The 20287-nt window shown below is 58.8% G+C and carries 12 protein-coding genes, 1 tRNA gene and 1 pseudogene; 6 read left to right on the forward strand and 8 right to left on the reverse strand.

Features of this window, described 5'->3' with window-relative positions:
• Positions 1–156: 156 nt before the first annotated feature.
• A complete protein-coding gene (locus tag ACX3P1_RS06460; RefSeq protein WP_459078794.1) occupies positions 157–462 on the forward strand; it encodes a sunset domain-containing protein in 306 nt (101 codons plus the stop codon).
• 210 nt (positions 463–672) lie between these two features.
• Here the strand turns inward: ACX3P1_RS06460 and ACX3P1_RS06465 are convergent, their stop codons facing one another.
• The 4 genes from ACX3P1_RS06465 to ACX3P1_RS06480 form a co-directional block, all read right to left on the reverse strand.
• Positions 673–4098, reverse strand: coding sequence for a DEAD/DEAH box helicase family protein (locus ACX3P1_RS06465; protein ID WP_459078732.1), 3426 nt, complete (start codon positions 4096–4098; stop codon positions 673–675).
• Between the two features lie 20 nt (positions 4099–4118).
• On the reverse strand, positions 4119–5294 hold the full coding sequence (locus tag ACX3P1_RS06470) for a restriction endonuclease subunit S (protein WP_459078733.1): 1176 nt from the start codon (positions 5292–5294) through the stop codon (positions 4119–4121).
• Positions 5291–6832 carry a type I restriction-modification system subunit M gene (locus tag ACX3P1_RS06475; protein WP_459078734.1) on the reverse strand — a complete coding sequence of 514 codons (1542 nt, stop codon included), beginning with the start codon at positions 6830–6832 and terminating at the stop codon, positions 5291–5293. The genes ACX3P1_RS06470 and ACX3P1_RS06475 overlap by 4 nt, the downstream gene beginning before the upstream one ends.
• A 456-nt stretch (positions 6833–7288) precedes the next feature.
• Positions 7289–7368: transfer RNA gene (locus ACX3P1_RS06480), tRNA-Arg, on the reverse strand.
• 370 nt (positions 7369–7738) lie between these two features.
• On the opposite strand from ACX3P1_RS06480, the gene ACX3P1_RS06485 reads away from it, so the two are divergent.
• Complete coding sequence (locus tag ACX3P1_RS06485) at positions 7739–8407, forward strand: pseudouridine synthase (RefSeq protein WP_459078795.1); 669 nt, start codon at positions 7739–7741, stop codon at positions 8405–8407.
• Positions 8408–8415: 8 nt separating this feature from the next.
• Positions 8416–9027 (forward strand): annotated as a pseudogene (locus tag ACX3P1_RS06490) (class I SAM-dependent methyltransferase); the annotation flags it as partial.
• A gap of 301 nt (positions 9028–9328) precedes the next feature.
• Here the strand turns inward: ACX3P1_RS06490 and ACX3P1_RS06495 are convergent.
• Together ACX3P1_RS06495 and ACX3P1_RS06500 are read right to left on the reverse strand one after the other, a co-directional pair.
• Positions 9329–9487: a hypothetical protein gene (locus tag ACX3P1_RS06495; protein ID WP_459078735.1), complete on the reverse strand. Its 159-nt coding sequence runs from the start codon at positions 9485–9487 to the stop codon at positions 9329–9331.
• Positions 9488–9603: 116 nt separating this feature from the next.
• Positions 9604–11043, reverse strand: a complete 1440-nt coding sequence (locus tag ACX3P1_RS06500) for a DUF6880 family protein (protein ID WP_459078736.1) — start codon at positions 11041–11043, stop codon at positions 9604–9606.
• A 151-nt stretch (positions 11044–11194) separates the two neighbouring features.
• Between ACX3P1_RS06500 and ACX3P1_RS06505 the strand changes: the two genes are divergently transcribed.
• The gene (locus tag ACX3P1_RS06505) at positions 11195–11593 is read left to right on the forward strand and encodes a hypothetical protein (protein ID WP_459078737.1); all 399 of its coding nucleotides are present in this window, start codon (positions 11195–11197) and stop codon (positions 11591–11593) included.
• 399 nt (positions 11594–11992) lie between these two features.
• Positions 11993–16747 carry a DUF3320 domain-containing protein gene (locus tag ACX3P1_RS06510; RefSeq protein ID WP_459078738.1) on the forward strand — a complete coding sequence of 1585 codons (4755 nt, stop codon included), beginning with the start codon at positions 11993–11995 and terminating at the stop codon, positions 16745–16747.
• Between the two features lie 166 nt (positions 16748–16913).
• On the opposite strand, the gene ACX3P1_RS06515 is transcribed toward ACX3P1_RS06510, so the two are convergent.
• Together ACX3P1_RS06515 and ACX3P1_RS06520 are read right to left on the reverse strand one after the other, a co-directional pair.
• The gene (locus ACX3P1_RS06515; RefSeq protein WP_459078739.1) at positions 16914–18683 is read right to left on the reverse strand and encodes a DUF6538 domain-containing protein; all 1770 of its coding nucleotides are present in this window, start codon (positions 18681–18683) and stop codon (positions 16914–16916) included.
• Between the two features lie 244 nt (positions 18684–18927).
• On the reverse strand, positions 18928–19272 hold the full coding sequence (locus ACX3P1_RS06520) for a hypothetical protein (protein WP_459078740.1): 345 nt from the start codon (positions 19270–19272) through the stop codon (positions 18928–18930).
• 176 nt (positions 19273–19448) lie between these two features.
• Between ACX3P1_RS06520 and ku the strand changes: the two genes are divergently transcribed.
• A complete protein-coding gene (ku, locus tag ACX3P1_RS06525; RefSeq protein ID WP_459078741.1) occupies positions 19449–20282 on the forward strand; it encodes a non-homologous end joining protein Ku in 834 nt (277 codons plus the stop codon).
• Positions 20283–20287: the final 5 nt, after the last annotated feature.

The raw sequence follows: 20287 nt of genomic DNA on the forward strand, positions 1-20287 counted from the left end.
GCCCGGGTTCTCTCCCCAGTTAACCAGCACTGTCCTAGAGCCAATGTTGTCGGTCGCTGATGCTGATCGTCATGGGACTCAAGGCGAGAAACGTATCGTTAAAATTGAACCGACGGCGTTTTCGAGATGGTGAGATTTTCACGTCATCCTGCACCAATGCGACGGGTCCAACCACATCTAATCGTTCCAATAGCTCTCCTTCTCGGAGGTGCTGCGGGAACGGGATATTTCGCTGATAACCTCGCTGCGTCAGTTTCGGCGCCGATCCACGCTGTAGCCCGATCGACTAGCTCCGCTTGTAACGTCAAGGGCAATGTCAGCATCAATTCGGGCGAGCGGATCTATCATGTGCCCGGTCAGAAATATTACGAGCGGACGGTGGTCCGGCCAGAATATGGGGAACGATGGTTCTGTTCCGAGACTGAAGCGCGCGCTGCCGGCTGGCGTAAGTCTGGCGTCTAGCCTGCCGGCATTCCTGAACCTCGAAGACTGAACTGGGGTGGCACGGGGCGGTATCGCTGCGCCCTTCCTCATTCACACCAACTGATATGGGAGATCACCAGCGCGCATCGTTCGTTCGATGCACAATTCCCAACGTCGACATCGTCGGTGCTCTTCAGTGAGCACCCCTGAGTCAACCAGCGGCATCCTAAGAGCAGACTTGTCGTGTGGTTACCCCACAGCGCTTGCGTTGAAGCTTTCGATGACCTCGATGAGACGGTCCGTCCGCTTGAGATCAAACACCTGCTCCGGTCCGGATGGAGCGACGTCCGTGAACGGGCTCGTATAGAGCGCCTTCGGATCCATCATGCCCTTATCAGTGAGGTGCTCGATCACCAGGTCGATGAACTCGATCTGATCGGCACTGGCACGACTATCAGAGACGAAGTTGCTGAAGGCCGCAACCACAGCAGCTCTTTCCAAGCCAACCAGCGACCGGATGAAACGGCCAAGGCCACTGCTTAGCTCCGTGGCTTTTTCCAGCTGTGCACGATCGCCAATGCCGGCAGATATCAGCAGTCCCGAAAGCTGATCGAGGTCCGTCTGGGTCAATGGAAGTCCACGACGGAGCTTCTGGAGCGTCAAATTATCCTCGTGCTCGAGCAAGAAGTGGCGCGCCTTTCGGCGGAAGCGGTTGAAGTCGACGGAACCGATCTGCGGCAGGTCGATGGCCAGTCCAGCGCCAACCTCGTCCTCGAAATCCGAATAGACGATGCCACGCTTGGACTTGTCAACATGCTGCACCAGGTTACGCAACCGCAGGCGCACCAGTTCGAGCAGTGGGACGGTGACGCCTTCCCACCACGGGTCGGCTTGGATCTCGAGGATGAGCTCCTGCTGGGCTGCGACCACCGGGATTGAGAACTGCTCCTCCAAGGCGCTTGCGATAACCAGGAGCTGCTGACGATAGCGATCGAAGCTCTTGCTGGCCCGGAGTAAGGAGAGTTGCAGATTCAGCATCAGTAGATCGAAGCGCTTGGCGGCCTCGTTGCCCAGCTTGCTTTCGGTCGGCAGAGCGGCGACCTCGTCCACCAATTCCTGACGGGCAGCATGATCGAGTGCAGTCCAGCTTTCCGGTCGCTGGAACTTCTCGACGGCACGCCGATGCGGGCGCACGATGAAGTTATCGAGGTTCATGCCTGCCACGTAGTCGCGAAGGGCGCCGAGTGTTTGAACACGAACCTCGTCGTCATTGGCGGGGACAGGCGCCTCGCCATTGGCGCCCAGAAATGGTTCTCCCCCCTCTGACACGCCCAGCAGTTTCGCGGCCTTGGCCTTCTCGTCCAGCGCCAGCACCAGGTCGAGCCGCGCTTCGAACAGGCGCTCGGACAGCCCCTTGCCGGTCGAGCCTTCGGTGGGCTTGGGGTTTTGGCTGAAAAATTCGAGGTTCTGGCAGAAATCGAAGACGTAGAAGCATTCCTTGTCGCGGCCTGGCCCAAATAGGTCTTCGCAGAGCCGCGTTCCGCGCCCAAGAATTTGCCAGAACTTGGTCTTGGAGCGGATGAGCTTGAACAGAACCAGGTTTACCACCTCCGGCACGTCGATGCCTGTGTCGAGCATGTCGACCGAGATGGCGATGTGCGGGCCTTTGTCCTTGGTAGAAAAGTCGTCGATCAGGCTCTGAGCATATTCGGTCTTGAAGGTGATGATGCGGGCAAAGTGGCCGGCCAGCGCCGGGTAGTTGGCGTTGAATCGCTCCTCGATGAACTCGGCATGCGCCTGGTTCTTGGCGAAGATGATGGTCTTGCCCAGCCGGTCGCCACCTTCAACCTTGAGGCCGTGCGTCATCACATGGGCCAGCACCTTGTCGACCGTGTCGGCGTTGAACAGCCATTTGTTGACGGCCTGGGCGTCGACGCTGTCGGGGATTTCCTCTTCGTCCCACTCCAGCATGTCCCATTGGTCTTTTTCGGTGTCGCTGAGGCTTTCGTATTTGATGCCCTCTCGCTGGAATTTCAGCGGCACCGACACCGCCTCGGGCGGCACGAGGTATTCGTCGGCGACTGCCTGCTCCAGCGAGTAGTAGTCGGTTGGCACGCCGTCCTCGAGCTCGAACAGGCCATAGGTGTTGCGGTCGATCTCGTCACGCGGCGTCGCGGTGAGGCCGACCAGCAGGCTGTCGAAATAGTCGAAGATCGCGCCATAGCGCTGATAGACCGAGCGGTGCGCTTCATCGATGATGATGAGATCGAAGTGGCCAACGCCGAACTGCCGGCCCTCGTCGCGCTTCTGGTCGATCAGCCCCATCATGGTGGGATAGGTCGAGACATAGACCCGGCCCTGCGCCGATTTGTCGGTGACCAGATTCACTGGCGCGGCATCGGGCAGATGCCCCTTGAAGGCCGCGACCGCCTGGTTGACCAGCGCCACCCGGTCGGCAAGGAACAGGATGCGCTTGGCCCAGTTGGCCTTCATCAACAGATCGGCCAACGCGATCACCGTGCGCGTCTTGCCCGAACCGGTAGCCATGACCAGCAAGGCCTTGCGCTGTTTGTCGGTCTCGAAACTCTGCGCCACCTTGGCGATGGCGCGGCGCTGATAATAACGGCCGACGATGGCCTTGTTGATATCGGCCTCGACCAGCGGCCGGCGCGAGCGACGCCGCTCGATCAACAGTGCCAGCTCATCCTTCTTGAGGAAACCCTGGATTTCGCGCGGCGGATAGGTTTCGTCGTCCCAGATCCAGTGTTCATAGCCATTGGTGGTGAAGATCACCGGGCGTTGATCGAATTTCTGTTCCAGTCCATCGGCATAGAGCTTGGCCTGCTGCCGGCCGGCGCGCGGGTCGCGCTTGGTGCGCTTGGCCTCGATGACTGCCAGCGGCTTGCCGTCATCGCCCCACAGCACGTAATCGGCATAGCCGACGCCCTGGCTGTTGGGCATGCCCTCGATGGCATATTCGCGATCCTGTGCATCGGCCAGCGGCCAGCCTGCCTCGCGCAGCAGCACGTCGATATAGGCGTCGCGCGTCTCGGCTTCGGCATAGTCGTGCCGGTCGGGCACAGCCGCGTTGTCGCGCTTGGCGGCTGCGATCTCAGCGCGTAGAGCCTTGAGTTCGTCGTCGAGCCGGCTCTTGTCGCGCAGAAGCGCGGTGAGGTCTTCGTCCTTGGCCGCAAGCTCGGCGGCCTGTTGCTGCAACTGGGTGAAGGCCCGCTTGGCGATGTCGTCCTTGCGGTTGAGCAGCGCCGGATCGAAGGCCAGTCCGTCTGCCGGATGGTTGCGCCGGGCATAGCTGCGCGCCAGCCAGAAGCAGAAGTGGAACAGGTCGGTCACCGCCTGCACCGCATCCTGCCTGGGCGTCTCGCGCGCCTCGTGCACGGCGCGGTTGCCGATTGCGACGATCAGCTTGGCCTTGGCGAACACCGCCAGGCCGGCAGTGCGCTTGAAGCTCGGTTCATGGATCAGCGCCGAGAGATTGTTCTGATAGGGAAAGGTCAGCGCGGAATCGTGCTTGAACACCCAGTGGATAGCCACTTCCAGCGTGCGGCGCGCATAGAACGCACTCGCCCGCGGATCACCCAGCGCCAACGTCTCTGCACGCACCGCCGAGCTGTGAATTTCGGAGAATTCGTCGGCGAGAAAGGCGAAATTGGACATGGGCGCGGTGGTATCCGTGGCTAGAGCTGGCCGGAGAAAGCGCGATGTTGAAGGGAGGAAAAGAGGTCCTGAAACTTTAGCGCATGTCGTTGTTGCGTATCGTCCGCGAGTTTCAACAATTCCATTCGCCTGCCAAAGTCAGCCACATCTTCACGTGACGGACAGGCGATCGGTAAATCACGCAAGATCTGAAGATTGATATTCTTCTGCGCCGAAGCGGGAGCCATTCTCTCGAGATTATCTTTCAAAAAACTAAGCCAGACACGAACGTATTGAGTAAGTCCGGGCTGATCAGATGTAAAGCCGACGACGCTGTCTGGAAAGCACGCTTCGAAAGTTAGTATGCCCGTGTTGGCGATGTTTGCGGCAATCGTGATGCAGAGCGTGCCCGACGGCCACTTCCGACTTTGTCGGAGTCCAAGGTCCGAATATGTGGATGAGAACCGGGTGATATACCCGTTACTGTTGGCAACATCCCCAGTTTGGATCAGTGGGTGGGATCCACCCAGAAAAGCAGGATCGTTGCGTGGTCTATGCTTTGACACCCCGCGATCTAGCTTCCCAATTTCGCCGAACCTTTTCAGGGGGAACCCATGGGGGTTGGATGCCGGATCCCCAAACATCTCGAGAAAAATCGACTGCGTCAGGCTGTCGAGCAAAGCGATAGCGCGCTTGCGCTTCTGGCGCAGCGCATCGGCCTTGTCCAAAATGGCCGCAATCCGCCGCTGCTCGTCGAGGGGTGGAAGAGAGAAAGGGAGGCTCTTCAAGTTCGTGGTTGAGACGCTCGCCTGGTTCACCGCCTTGTTCACAAATTGGAGCAGGCGCGCGCGAAACGAGGACTGTCGAAGAGCATGCAGTGCGTATCGCGGGTGCAAATTTTTGCTCGGCCGCAACGCCAGCAGGTTCATGCCGTGGATCAATTGCGGAGGAGCGCCCTCATAGATGGCGCACTTGCCCACATGCTGAACGCTATTAATATGGCTAAAGAGGATGTCTCCTTCCCGCAAAAGCCATTGTTCGTTCCCTGCCAGTTCAAGGCCGGCATATCCAACACGGTCGTTGTCGACTGTCCCATCGGCAATGGTCTCAATCCTCGTGATAGGTAACCCACCTGCGTCGCGGTCTTGTTTGATGGACTTTCCGTTCCGCACAAACTCAAAGGCGTCGCCAACCGTCAAATTCCGATGCTGATTCACAGCATCGCCTCCAACTCATCCAACCCCTGCGCAATCTCCGCCTCCAGCGCCTTCAGCTCCGCGATTATCTCCTTGGGCGCGCGGTGCTCGACTGCCTCGTGCACCACTTCCTTGTATCGGTTGATCGAGAGGTCGTAATCCGCCCCGATGATCTCGGCCTTGGGCACGGCAAAGCTCTGCTCGGTGCGCGCGCGTTCGCGTTCGGTGCCGGTGCGCTGGGTCCACCGGGCCAGCACGTCGGGCAAGTTGTTCTTGGCGTGCTCGTCGTCGTCCAGCGCCACATCCGGCACCGGTCCGAATTTTTCCGCGCTCACCAGCGCTTGCCGTTTGTCGTCAAGGCTCAACCCATCGGCCTGCACATCATAGAACCAGACATGGTCGGTGCCGCCCGAATTGGTCTTGGTGAAAATGACGATGGCGGTCGAGACGCCCGCATAGGGCCGAAACACGCCGGACGGCAGCTTGATGATGGCGTCGAGCTTGTGATCCTCCACCAGCATCCTGCGGATCGCCTTGTGCGCCGTGGATGAGCCGAACAGCACCCCATCCGGCACGATCACCGCCGCGCGGCCCCCGGGCTTCAGCAGCTTGAGGAACAGCGCCATGAACAGCAGTTCGGTCTTCTTGGTCTTGACGATCTTGAGCAAATCCTTGGCCGTCGTTTCGTAATCGAGCGAGCCGGCAAAGGGCGGGTTGGCCAGGATCAGCGAATAGGCATCGGCCTCGCCGCCGCTGTCTTGCTCGGAGAGGCTATCGCGATAGCGCAGATTGGCGCTTTCGACGCCGTGCAGCTGCATGTTCATTGAGCCGATGCGCAGCATGGTGCTATCGAAATCGAAGCCGTTGAACATCGTCTCGTGGAAATGCTTGCGCTGCGCCTCGTCGCGGAAGATCTCCGGATGGTGATCACGCAGAAATTCGCCCGCCGCGACCAGGAACCCCGCCGTTCCCGCCGCCGGATCGCAGATCACGTCCTTGGGGCCGGGCGCCATCAACTCGACCATCAGCTGGATGATGTGGCGCGGCGTGCGGAACTGGCCGTTCTGACCGGCGCTGGCGATCTTGCCCAGCATGTATTCATAGAGATCACCCTTGGTGTCGCGATCATCCATCGGGATGTCGTCGAGCATGTCGACGACCTTGGCGAGCAGCGCCGGCGTGGGAATGGTGAAGCGCGCGCCCTTCATGTGCTCGGCCTGGCTGGTGCCGGCCTCGCCCATCTCACGCAGAAACGGAAAGACATGCTCGGCGACGATGGTGAACATCTCAGCCGGTGAGCCGACCGTCTTGAACACGCTCCAGCGCAGGTCGCGATAGGGCCGACCACGACTATCCTCCCCCTCGGGGAACACGGCCGGCACCGTCGCCTCGCCAAAGCGGCTCATCTGCCGCTCGTAATTGGTCTGTGCGTCGTCCAGGCCCCGGATAAACAGCAGATAGGTGATCTGCTCGATCACCTCGAGCGGGTTGGAAATGCCACCAGTCCAAAAAGCATTCCAAACCGCGTCAATTTGCGAGCGAAGTTCACCTGTAATCATACACTTTATTCCGGATTAGCCGTGTTGTTGCGCGGCGACCCTAGTCCATACGCGCTAACGAACCAAGACTGTCTCAGTTTGAATTCCTCATCCATGACGCGGTTGTCACATCCCGCCACGGGTTGCTATATGTTCATCTAGGAGGATCGAGACGATGGACGATCAGATCACGAATCGGCTCGCGGCGATTCATCGCCGACTGGATCAGATAGCGAAGGAAGAGGCGCACCCAAACTTGCTAGGCGGCGAGGCATCGCGCCGCGTGTATGATACTCAAAGAGACCTCCTACTCGCTGAGACAGAAGACTTACTGGATCGATGGGAGAAGCTTCGTGATGCCCACCGGACCTAAAGCCCAGAAGCGCACGTTGGCATCATGGCTCGCTGCGGTCTTGCCGTTGTTGGCAACCAAGGCACATCATCGCCGTTTCCACCACACTACCGGCACAGCCCCGGCGCACCCGACAGGGTTCGAACCTGTGATCTCTGCCATCGGAGAGCAGCGCAATTCCATTTCCCCCGTTGAAGCCTTGTGCAGCTGCCGCTAAGAGCTGCGACCGTTCGGTTCGCCGGCCGGTTGGTTTTCCGGATCCCGAAAGCACCCGTAGCTCAGCTGGATAGAGCGCTGCCTCCGAAGTGACCGAACAGTATATTGACGCACAATGCGCACTTCACATCGTCTTTGACTCCCCGGTTTCTCCGCAGCCTGATGCGATCAGATCGGCACGAACCCGCCACTTCCAGGCAGTAGTTGCAACTCAATACGCCGCAACAAGCACTGTCACCATTTATAGCACTGCGCATCTCGCGCGGCTTTTCACTCATGCCTTCTCTCACCACGTGCAAATACCGACCGGCAGTGACACCGCTGTTCTCCGCGTGGCTCAATTCATGGTAGATGGCCGCATGATTGCGTTATCAGGTGCTTTTCCCGTCTATAATCCGCCAGTGAAACCCTACGTTTCTATCCTCCACCACGACGCAGACCTTCTCGTGCTCGATAAGCCGAGCGGTCTTCTTTCCGTGCCCGGACGCCAACCCGCCCTTTCGGACAGCCTGGCAACGCGCGTCCAGGAAAAATTCCCTCAAGCGCTAATCATTCATCGACTGGACAAGGACACGTCCGGCGTGGTGCTGATGTCGCTCAACCGCAAGGCTCATGCCGCGGTGGCGGCGCAGTTCGAGGCGCGCACCACCAAGAAATCCTATGTAGCTGAGGTCTGGGGTAGGGTCCGGGATGAGGAAGGATCAGTCGGCCTGCCTTTGGCTATCGACCCCGATAACAAACCCCGCCATCGCGTCGACCATGAGCATGGCAAGCCCGCACAGACGCGCTGGCGCGTTCTCGGATACGGCGAAAACACCACGCGTCTGCGCCTTTTTCCGCTGACCGGACGCACACACCAGTTGCGCGTGCACATGAAGGCAGTGGGCCATGTGATCCTCGGCGACGAGTTCTATGCCGACGGCGCAGCTTTGGCGCGCGCGGACCGCCTGCTTCTCCACGCCGAGAAACTCGGCTTTCGTCATCCCGGTGGCTCGGATGTCACGTTCACCGTCCCTGTGCCCTTCTGAGGACGGCGATGGCGCAAAATCTCGATACATCAGCCCTGATCGTCGATTTCATCGGCGGCGTGATCGGTCACCGTTTTCGCTCTGGCGAGGGGCGCGGGCAGGCTCTGGCGAAAGCCGTGGGGTTTTCGCGCGGCGCTACGCCAGAAATCGTGGACGCTACTGCCGGCCTCGGCCGCGACGCGTTTTTGCTGGCATCGCTTGGCGCACGCGTCACCCTCATCGAGCGCTCGGTGACAATGCATGACCTCCTTGCCGAAGGGCTCGATCGCGCCCGGGCGAAGGGAGGCCGGTATGCCGAAACGATTGCGCGGATGACGCTGATCCACGGCGACTCATGCGCCCTGCTGCCTCAACTGAACCCGCAGGTGGTGTTGGTCGATCCGATGCACCCGCCACGTAACAATACTGCCCTGGTGAAGAAGGAGATGCGGCTGATCCGCGAGATCGTCGGCACCGATCCCGATGCCGCGCAATTGATGCAGGTGGCCCTAGAAACCGCGCGAAATCGCGTGGTGTTGAAGTGGCCCCTGCGTGCGGAGCCGATGCTATTGCTGCCCACGGCATCCCATCAGATCTTGGGAAAGAGCACTCGTTACGACGTCTTCGTCAATGCCAAAATTGTAAAAACAAGCTTCAAGGTCCCAACTGCGCAGCACTACTGTGCGCAATCGCCTCAGCCAGACCTCGCCCCGCTTGTGCTCTGAAAGGACAAACATCGTCCTTCTTCGCTCACGTCCTCCGCAATCTTTCCGCATCACACCCGTTGATGCATGGCTTGGTATCATCCTGGATGAGGCGTTTGAACACCTTCAACGTTTTAAGGCTTTTGACGCGAGCTTGGGCCTGAGCGGGTCGATTTGCTCGTCGGCAATTTGACTTCGACGAACTGAGCGGCAGCTGGCTTTCCGCGGCGGCGAAGAATCACGGCGACGCGTTCCTCGGCGGCATATGGGTTGGCACAATGGCGCCGGTCGCGGCGATGCCGGTGTTCAACCGTGCTGAGTCGCCTGAAATCAGCAGAAGCGGATATGCTCCCACCTTGCTGTTAGCTGTGTCGCACCAGTCGTTGAATTGCAGCATGTCGATCCCGCTCCCTTGCCTAATGAGGGAATAAATCGCGGACGCGCATAGCCTTCCCGTGATACAGAGCGAAGTCCGCGTTCTACGCAAGCTGTTCGGCGTTCACGGGCGGCTTCTTATGTAATGTGGCTCCAGAAGGAAGCTTTTCGACCATGCTCGACGCGCAAGCGGGAGGAGTAGACGTCGTGAGTTTCCAAGCCACCAAAATCAGTGATCGAGCCGGCAAGGCTTCCACATTCGATAAGGTGTCGTGCGGCATGTGGGTAACGACTGGACCGGCCTGTCTCTAGCGAAAAGTCGATCATTGCACGCAAAAGTAGCGTGGCGGCGAGCGGCTGCGTTCCCGAGAGTGCCTCTGCTGCCGGTGCCAAGATCTCGTAATGATTGCCGTCGAGTTCCTCGATACGCTGAATGATTAGCTTTGACGCCCGATTAAAATCTTTCCAGTCAATCATGAAAGAGAGGGCGCTAAGTAGGCTAGAGTGAGCCGCAACGTGCCTAAGCGCACGCTCTTCCGCCTCTAAATCTTCGAAATCGGGAAGCCGGCTCAGAAAATTGCGCAGATGCGAGACCGAGAGTGCTCGTTCGAAGCATGTCCACCGGAACGCCTGTGCATCGTCTGTCCGACCAAGCGCCTCAAGGATTGTGAGATACATCTCCTCCCACTCATATGGCAGCCATCCAGAGCGACTTTCTTCGACCGTTGTAATCGCGGTCCAGGCTTCCTGAGGGCGTCCGTCAGCGAGTAGGCGCTTTGCGATCTCAGTGGCGATCTTTGGCATTTTACGCGCATGCCCATCATGTAGGGCAATGAAGCCATCGACGTCCTTCTGAGCGTCTGCAATATTCTGAAGAGCCATCCGGATGGTAATCTGGTTGGAATTCTCCTCGATTTCGTCAGCGTAAATCGGCCCCCTCATGCTCCAAGCCATTACCTGCTGGCGCTTCGCGCCAACAGGGACTTTTGAAGATCGCTTAGCTAATGCCTGGAGCTGAGCTTTTAGATGGTCGAGCCCAGTGGGTCCTAGAGCTGTCGAAAGGGTTTCGATGAGATCGTCATATTGGCCATACCCATTATTCTGGATGGCCGTGAAAATCTGAGCCGCCAGAGCTTCTGGATTTGGGGCTGCAGACTGAGCGATAAGCGCCAGATCTGAAACACCATCCTCAAAAACGCTCATCACGGCTCCAGTGCCGTCATTGCACCGCTCGAAGATGGAATCTGCCAGTCCGACGAAACGCCACATCAGATCCAGAGCCTCTGACGGATCGCCTGGCGCCACCTTTTCGACGATAGCGCGGCGCTGAGTCTTCAAATCTTCGATAAGCGCCTTGCGCTTTTGCCAATCCACAAAGGTCCGAGATCGCGAGATCGCCGAAAGCCGCTTTCGCACCTCACGCGCCACCTCTCTCGGGCTTTCGGCGCTTACCAATTCCAATCTGAGGAGTCGTTTAGCCGCAGCGTCACCGATACTGATCTCGATCAGCAATTCGGCAAGACGCTGCACACCGAGACCCTCAAGGTTCTTAGCGTTCAAGGCTGTCTTAGAAGCCAATGGCGGCGCTCCTTTCTGCTCGAATCATTCAGCAGATTACACATCGAGGTCGACGACGAAAATTAGATGCCACTGAGTTATACCAACGGTCATGACGATTGATCGATATGTGCCCAGGGGCAAATGGCGAGCCGAGGTCAGACGTAAAGGAATGGCCCCGCGTGCCAAGCCCTTCGAGGCAAAATTTGATGCCGAGAAATGGGCACGCAATCTGGAAGCGGAGCTCGATCGCTGCAGCAATCCGCCAGATACGCGACTTGCCGAGCAATTGACCGTTCGTGAATTCCTGGCTCGCTATCTTCCGGAGATCACGCCGACCAAGCGTAGTGCGTCCACCGAGGCCTACCGCATCAAGGCGCTGATGAAGCGCGATATCGCGCACCGGACGCTCGCCATGCTGTCGTCTGCCGATATCGCCAGCTACCGCGACGAGCGTCTCAAGGTCGTCTCTGCGTCCAGCGTGATCCGCGAGGAGCAGATAACCAACCGGGCAAAGACACTGTTCGAGGCAGCTCTCCAGATATGGCCTGGGCCAGCGAACGGCGGATAGATCAACTGATGCGCGACGGCTTCAGCCTCGGCGAGTGTCCGGCTTAGGATCATAATCTGCACGACAGAACGGCATGGTATTGACCTCGCCCCTCTGTCGTGTCGGTATTCGCCAGAAAATTAGGCTAGCTCGTCGGCTTCAATCATTTTGCAACCCTGAAGGCAGCGCGAATATCCTCCGGCGATATTAGGTAGATCTCACGGAACCTTGGAAAATCAGAACCTAGGCGATTCGTAAGTATCTTAAGGTAGCGGATATCTTCGAACGCATCTCACCTGTGATCATTCTCGCAAACTCTTGATTCTAATATTTCCGGCGACCTGGTCTAGATGAGGCAAAAAGAAAAAGGGTTTGGGGTGGCTAACGCTTTGATGATGCGCGCGAACGGCAACGGTGTGGTTGCCGCGGCTGGATTTGTTTCTGTCCGCAATCCTGAATTTCGCAGTCAGACCTATGCTTGAAGTCAATACGAAGACCATTTCCAGGGTTCTGGAGGCGGCGCGACGGAAGCTGCTCGAAACCGGAACGAGGAACCGGCTGATCCACGTCAATCGGGCAAATCAGCGGGCGAATTGTCTGAACGTAATCAACGAACGGTCGGACGATATTTTTGCGCTCCTGCGCGGCCAGGGCAAGCGCATGCGCTTCAAAGCGATGGGCAAGGATAAGACCGAGGAGGGGCAGGACATGCTGCTCGCCTTGCCTGGCGATGATCGTGAAGCCGGATCCGAACGGTATAGCGACAATTTCGTCGAGACGCCGCTTGGACCAGAAGCGCTGGCGCGACGCCTCTTGCGCCTGGCCCATGATGCGAAGACAGCGGAAGAGGAACAGGGCCTCAACATCCTTTATCTGGCCATGGGCTTCCTGCGTTGGCGCGAGAGCCCCACCTCGGAGATCCAGCGCGAGGCGCCACTGGTCCTCCTGCCGGTGCAACTGGCTCGCAACGAGCGCACATCGACCTACGATATCCAATCTCGTGACGACGACATCACCACAAACCTACCCCTGCAAGAACGGCTGCGGCAGGATTTCGGAATCACCCTGCCGGAAATCGAAGAGACCGAGGAATGGACCCCGTCGCAGTATTTTTCGCTCGTGGCCGACGCCGTTTCGGCAAAATCGGGCTGGTCCGTCGATGTGGACGGTATGCAGCTTGGCTTCTTCTCCTTCGCCAAGCTGCTCATGCACCGCGATCTCGACCAGGCGAATTGGCCCGATTGCGCGCTCGCAGACAACGATTTGCTTGCCGGGCTCCTGGCTGATGGGTTCGAGGCCGATACACCGCTCTTTGGCCCCAAGGACAAGCTCGACGATCACCTCGATCCGGCGCAGATCATCCAGGTGATCGATGCCGACGCCTCGCAGACCAAGGTGATCGAAGAGGTCCGAAGTGGTGCAAGCCTGGTGGTGCAAGGACCGCCGGGAACCGGCAAGTCGCAGACCATCACCAATATCATCGCAGCGGCGGCTCATGACGGGAAGTCGGTTCTTTTCGTGGCCGAGAAGATGGCGGCACTCTCGGTCGTGCACAATCGTCTCGTAAAGGCGGGCTTGCGCGACATCTGTCTCGAACTGCATTCGCGCACCGCCAACAAGAAAGCCCTGGCGCAGGAACTCGGCCGCACGCTGATGGCCAGTGCTCGGGCTCTGCCAGGAGCCGCCGATCCCGCACAGCTTCGTCTCACCCGCGACGAGCTGAACCGGATCACGACGCTCTTGCACTCGCCTCTGCCGCTGAGCGACGAGAGCCCCTTCCGCGCAATCTCGGAGATCATTGGCTTCATCGGCCAAGAGGCAAAGGCACCGTCGATTTCCGAGGAAGGCCTGGAGACGCTGACGCGGGCGACACGCCAGCGGGCGCTAGCAGCGATATCCGGCTTCGTCGCGGCGCTCGAAATGGCAGGCCCACCTGACGCGCATCCCTTCCGCGGAACCATGAACCTCGACCTGCAACCCACCGATCTGGCACGTCTTGTGAACGAACTAGCCATAGCGATAAACGCAATGTCGGAACTGTGCAGCGCGGCGGCACACCTTGCGCAGATGCTCCACCAGTCTGAACCGTGCACCTTGGCGGAGATCTCCGAACTTGGCGCAGGAATCGAAGCGCTCGGGTCGGCGCCAGCCGAGGCGGCGAGATCAGTAGCTGTGCTGTTCCTTCATGCAGACCGACCCAGACAACGCGAGGCGCTACAGGCTGGGGCGGACTGGATGGCAGCTCAAGCTGCCGCGAACGGAAAGTTTGCAACACCGGCTTGGAATGCCAGTCTGGGCGCGATGCGGCACGCAATCGCACGCGGCCAGAGCTCTTTCCTGGCTCGGCTGTTCGGCCCCTATCGCCGGGCATCAGGCGAATTGACGGGTCTCCTATCCGGCCCGCTGCCTAAAGCACCCGCAGAACGCCTGGCGCTGCTGGACGAACTGGCGGAAGTCCAGGATCGACGCAAACGACTTGCCGAAGAAGAAGGCTGGCTGCAGACGACCCTTGGCGCAGAGTGGCGCGGTGAGCGAACGCCCTTCGCAGCCCTGCTTGCCGTCAGCGAATGGTTGACGGAGGTCAGGCGCTCCGGCGCCTTTGCTGAAGCAACTCACGTTTCGGAAGCGCTTGCCGCATTTCCGGATCCGCGTAACACAGCGCGCGACCTTGAGGCACGCGTTCAGGTCTGCCGCGTCGGCGCGGCGGCACCGATCACTCGGTTGCAGCTCGATCTGGCGCAGGCAGAAATTGGGGACGCGCTCGATACGACACCACTATCCGAACTGATGGCAGCCTTTGCACAGATGGCCGCCGACACTGGACGCTATGGTGATTGGGCCTCGCTCGCTCGCAGCGTCGTTACGGCGACAAGCAACGGAGCCGGGGGCGTCATCGATGCAGTGGATGCGGGACACCTTGAACCCAATGAGGCCGAACGCGAATTTTCCTATGCTTGTGCCGAAGCGCGCTGGAACGCGGCACGCGCTGAACGACCCGAACTGAACAAGCTTCCTCAGCTTGATCGGCATGACCTCGTAAATCTGTTCCGCAAGCTGGAGAAGGACCGGATCGAAACAGCCAAGACCTTGATCCTGTCCCGCCATTTCGAGCAGATGCCGCGCGGCACGATGGGTCAAATGGGGGTCATCCGCGGCGAGATCGGACGCAAGCGCGGCCATAAGTCAATCCGTTGGGTGATGAAGAATGCAGGCAGCATGGTGCAGCGCATCAAGCCCGTAATACTGATGAGCCCGATTTCGGTGGCCCAATTCCTGCCGCCCGACACCGTGACCTTCGATCTCCTGGTGATTGACGAAGCGTCCCAGATCCGGCCGGAGGATGCCTTGGGTGTCGTTGCTCGTGCCCGCCAGATCGTCGTGGTGGGCGATCAGAAGCAGCTACCCCCAACCTCATTCTTTGACCGTTTGGTCGATGACGTTGAAGATATTGAAGACGAGGATGAGGATGCCCCGATCGGCGCCACAGCGGCCGACATGGAAAGCATCCTTTCGTTATGTGAGGCGCGCGGTCTTCGGTCGCGGATGCTGGAATGGCACTACCGCTCACGCGATCCATCCCTGATCCGGGTGTCGAACGCCGAGTTTTACCGAGACGAACTGGTGCTGCCGCCATCCCCGCTGCAACTCGATGAGGACTACGGGCTGAAGTTTCGCCGCGTTCCCGGCGTATATGCACGCGGCGGCAGTGGGCTCGGCCGCCAGGGCACAAACCGGATCGAGGCGCAGGCCGTAGTGCGGGAGATGGCTAATCACGCTCGAGCATGGCCAGACCTGTCGCTCGGGGTCGTCGCCTTCTCAAAGGCTCAGGCCGACATGCTCACCGAACTTCTCGAACTCGAACGCCGCCAGGACCCAGTGCTGGACGGTTTCCTGCGCGAAGGACGACATGAGGATGTGTTCGTAAAGAATATCGAGAATGTGCAGGGTGACGAGCGCGATGTCATCCTGATCTCGGTGGGTTACGGACCCCAAGAGCCAAACGGGCCGCTCGCTTCGACGTCTTTCGGACCGGTGAATGGCGAAGGTGGCGAACGGCGGTTAAATGTCCTCTTCTCCCGTGCGAGAGTTCGCTGCGAGATTTTCGCCTCATTCGACCCAGGCGCTATCGACCCGGCGAGAAGCAAGCGCGACGGCCCACGGGTTTTGAAACGCTTTCTCGACTTTGCCAAGACCGGAATCATGGAGGAGCGCACGGCAACCGGCCTCGACGCCGACAGTCCGTTCGAGGAGGACGTAGCCGCCGCAATTCGCTCTCTCGGCTATCTGGCCGATCCACAGGTCGGGACGGCAGGGTTCCGGATCGACCTTGGCGTGCGACATCCAGATCGTCCAGGTCAATATCTATTGGCGGTGGAATGCGATGGCGCCGCCTACCATGCAGCGCTCTGGGCGCGTGAGCGTGACCGATTGCGCCAGGATGTCCTGGAGAACCTTGGCTGGTGTTTCCATCGCATCTGGAGCACCGACTGGTTCCATCATCGAGCCCGCGAGATTCAACGGCTGGCCGGGGCACTGGATCAGGCACGGCTGGCGACCGAGGACGGCATTCGCGTGCGTGGTGCAAATCACGGCGTTTTCCGGCCGGCGCCTTTGGTGCAGGAGGCGGCCGGGGAAACGGTCGAAATCGATCATCTTACCTTGTCGGCACCGGCCTATGTCCGCGCCGAGCTTTCCGTGAAATCCAACCTCGAGCCCCATGAGGCTCCTGTTGCCCAGCTTGCTGACCTCGTCGTGAAAATCGTCGAGATCGAGGGGCCGATCCATATCGACGAGGTGGCACGACGTATAACGTCGGCTTTCGGTAAAACTCGTGCCGGCAATCGTATTGTCGACGCCGCTGGACTCGCCGCCCGTCTTGCCGTCCAGAGAGGCGGCATACTCAGACAGACGGGACCGTTCCTGTTGACCGAAGAGCAAACCCAAAATCCACCGGTCAGGGACCGCAGCGCCGAAACCGGCAGTCTGCTGAAGGCAGCCTATCTTTCACCCATAGAAATAACCGCCGCGGCACAGCGCATCCGTTCTGAAAGCGGTGATATGCCACTCGAAGATCTAATCCGCGCTGTTGCGCGCCTCTTGGGATTTCAACGGGTTGGAAGTGATCTAGCGGAAGTGATCAACGATGCTCTGATCGCAACTGACGGAGCGGGGTAACGTAAAGAGGTGATACTGAGCTGCCGCCGATGTCTTGGCGGTTCGATTTCCGTTTTGTTCCGAGGGCCTGTTCGATGATCCGAGCGACATCATGGCCGACGATGTGAAGTAGCTCGCGCTATTGGTCGATTTGATCGACGTGGGCGGGCTCTCCGGTTGCGCCTATCTATTTGAGATGGGCGAGCGTCAAGCCGGGATATGCAATCGAGTTCACAATTTCAGCCCGGCGCTTGATGGTTCCTTCCTGCCGTTTGCCGTATTTGCTAGTCTGTGTCTGCTTTTCATGGCCGACGATTGCCTCAATCTCATTGTCCATAAAACCTAGCCGTAGCTGGTCAACGACAGTATGGCGAAGGCTATAGGTAACGATGCCCTTGCCGGTCTTAACGCCAACGTCTGCCAAATATCGATTAAACTCGCGGGAGAATTGGGCGGCGATCTGGCCTTCCTTCGGTATCTCGACCTCAGGGAATACCTGCTTTTCGCCGGCAGCGGCTTGACCCTGGCAATGCTTCACGAAACCGAAAGCGATCAATTCCGGATGAACCGGCACAATGCGCTTGGAATTTTGATTTTTGGTTCGCTTGTTCTCGCCTTCGTCGTTGATATCCATAATCCAGATGTCGTGTTCCTGCCGAACATCTGAAATGGCAAGCTGCGCGATCTCTGCAGGTCGCGCGCCGGAATAGAGCATGATAAGCGGAATCCAGAAACGATGATCACGCACGGCGACATTGCCAGGTTTGTCGAGGTCGCGCCATTCCTCGCTTTTACATGTCGTGAATAGTGGCGACGTGAAAAGGGCAGTTAAGGCTTCATCGCTGAAGGTATCGCGCTCGTTTGCGGGGCCGTTTTTCTTCGGCAGCATGTCGGTGACAGGGTTGGCGGTGAGGTAGTCATTCAATGCGAGCCACCGGCAGAAGCCGCCGAGCCCGGCAAGGTAGCGCCGGATGGTGTTGCGGGTGAGGGTGGGCTTAGGCGCTGCCAAGGTTTTGTTTTTGGCGACAACCTCTTGAATGCCCAAACCCTTGAATACGGTTGTTTCGGTCGCCTTCACCGGCCATTCGGCGAGAACTTCTTTCCATTCACGAACCATGCGTTTGTCGATCTTGGTCGCCCGGACACGTGGGCCGACAAAATCGGCAAAGTGCTGGACATCGCGACGGGCCTGCCAGAAAGTTTCGGGCCGGATGCTGTTCGGATTCTCCGCTTCATACTTGGCGAAAAGCTGCATGATGCCTTCGCCGGTCGCGCCGATAGGTTCCGGGCGGTCCTTCGGTTCCACGATGATCGGATCTTGTGGCTTGCCGGTGTAGTCGCCACGGTCGCGCTCCGCGTAGCGCTCAAGTTGTTCTATATCGGCGCGCATAAGCTTGAGGCACAAGTCACGATACCGGACGTCGTTGCGGTCGAGCTTGAATCCCTGCTTGGTTAGAAAGCCGTTGGCCTCGATCTCGATCAAGCGAGTGTCGCCGGAAGCTAGATCGGCGCGAAGACGGTTTAATCGCGCGGTGCGACGGCGCGCCGCCCAATCCGCCTTGTTTGCAAGGATTTCATAATCCGCCATGGCGTTGACGGTGGCAACGAAACCGCCTGCACGGGTTGCGTCTAACGTCGCCTTTTCCTCCGCTGCTATGATCGCGCCGGGCGTCGGTCGGCTGGCGCGCTCTTGGTCGCCGTCCTCGACCTTTGTGTTGTAGTGGTCCCATACCGCGCTTTGAATGTCTGCGTCGGTTAAGTCGCGACGGCGGCGGATGTCATCAAAGGTGCCTATCCATTGATCCTGCACCGCTGCATTGCAGCGCTTGGCGTCGGTGTAGTCCTTCGTCTTGAGCGAAACCCATACCTGTTTCTTGCCGCCCATGGCGTCGATTAGATCGGTCGGGACGTGAATTAGCGCGTAATAAACTGCGCCGCGACGGTGGAGTTTTGCCATTGGAATGCCTCGAACCCGATGCCAAACATTAGCACCTTTCGTTAGCACCCCTTGTAACACTAACCCTATGAATCACAATAACTTTTAGAGATTTCAATAATTTAGCATGGTTGAAAATGAGCTCCGCTTAAACTCCAGGTTCCCCAGCCAAACAAAATCAAGCACTTAAGAGAAATGTAGGCGGCGCGGCGAAAGCCATGTCGCGTTGGCGGCTGACAAAGCCTTTGTTCGGCTTATGCGCCGGTCATTCGATTGATCGGCAGCGGTTCTCTCTGGCAGCGTACATCTGGGCTTGTTCGGCTTGCAGTTTCTCGATCTTCGTCGTCTGTCGGTTTGTGATCACCGAAACCGCCTTGGCGCCGCCAGGCACCCAAAATGGAACATTGACAGCGTCGACGTTGCCACGGCTGACGGCGATGGCGCTAATGTCCTTGGCCTTGTCACCCATTTCACGATTGAGGGTCGCGCAGGGCGTTTCGGGGGTCTGCGCGCCCATTGAGGCGCAACCGGTCATGGCGAACGCCGCGATGAGAACTCCAATCTGAACTGCCTTCATCGGATCAGCATAGCACAGGTCCAGCCTCAGCATGTGCCGGAACCAACCCTGGCCTGCCGTCGCCCATCAGCGCCCGCTCCCGGACCCTTGGCAGCCGACACCGCCCGGACTGTTGCCAGTCCCGGATCTGATTCGGCGCAATTAACATGGGGTGGAACCGCAGCGCTTCGGCGCCGTTCCTTCAATCGAGCGCGTCGAAGGAGTTCGTCATGGCACCACGCCCAGCCTGGAAGGGATACCTCAAACTGTCTCTGGTCACCTGCGCGGTCGAATTGACCAATGTTGTTACCCACGCCGAGAAGGTTTCCTTCAATATCCTCAATAGAGATACCGGCAACCGTGTGAAACGCATCTATGTCGATGCCGAAACGGGCAAGCCAGTTGAAAGCGAAGACGAGGTCAAGGGCTACGAGGTCGAGGACGGTGGATACGTCCGGATCGAGGAAGACGACATCGATGCCGTGCGGATCGAATCTTCAAACATGCTTGCTCTCGACGGCTTTGTCGACAAGGCGTCCATCCAGCAAATCTATCTCGATACGCCCTACTATCTCGCCCCGGCCGACAAGGTTTCGGAAGATGCCTTCTCCGTCATCCGCGAGGCGATGGCCGCAAAGAAGAAGGCCGGTCTCGCCCGCATCGTGCTCTACCGCCGGGAGCGCCCCGTGGTCATCGAGCCACTCGGCAAGGGCATGGTGTTGACCACGCTGCGCTATGACAGCACCGTGCGCCAGCCGGACACCGTCTTCGACGAGATCAAGACGGTGAAGACCGACAAGGAGATGATCGAACTTGCCGAGCACATCATCGACAAGAAGGCGACGAAATTCGACCCCTCGGAATTCGATGACAAATACGAGGAAGCGCTGATCGAATTGATCCGGGCCAAGAAGGCCGGGCGTAAAGCGCCGAAGGCCAAGATGGCAGCCAAACCTTCCAATGTCGTCAATCTGTTCGACGCTTTGAAGAAGAGTCTTGCTGCCGACAAGGACGGCGAGCCGGCACCAAAAGCGAAGAAGCCATCGAAGCGAAAGTCGGCATGACCGAT

This window comes from Mesorhizobium sp. A623 (genome assembly GCF_054489405.1).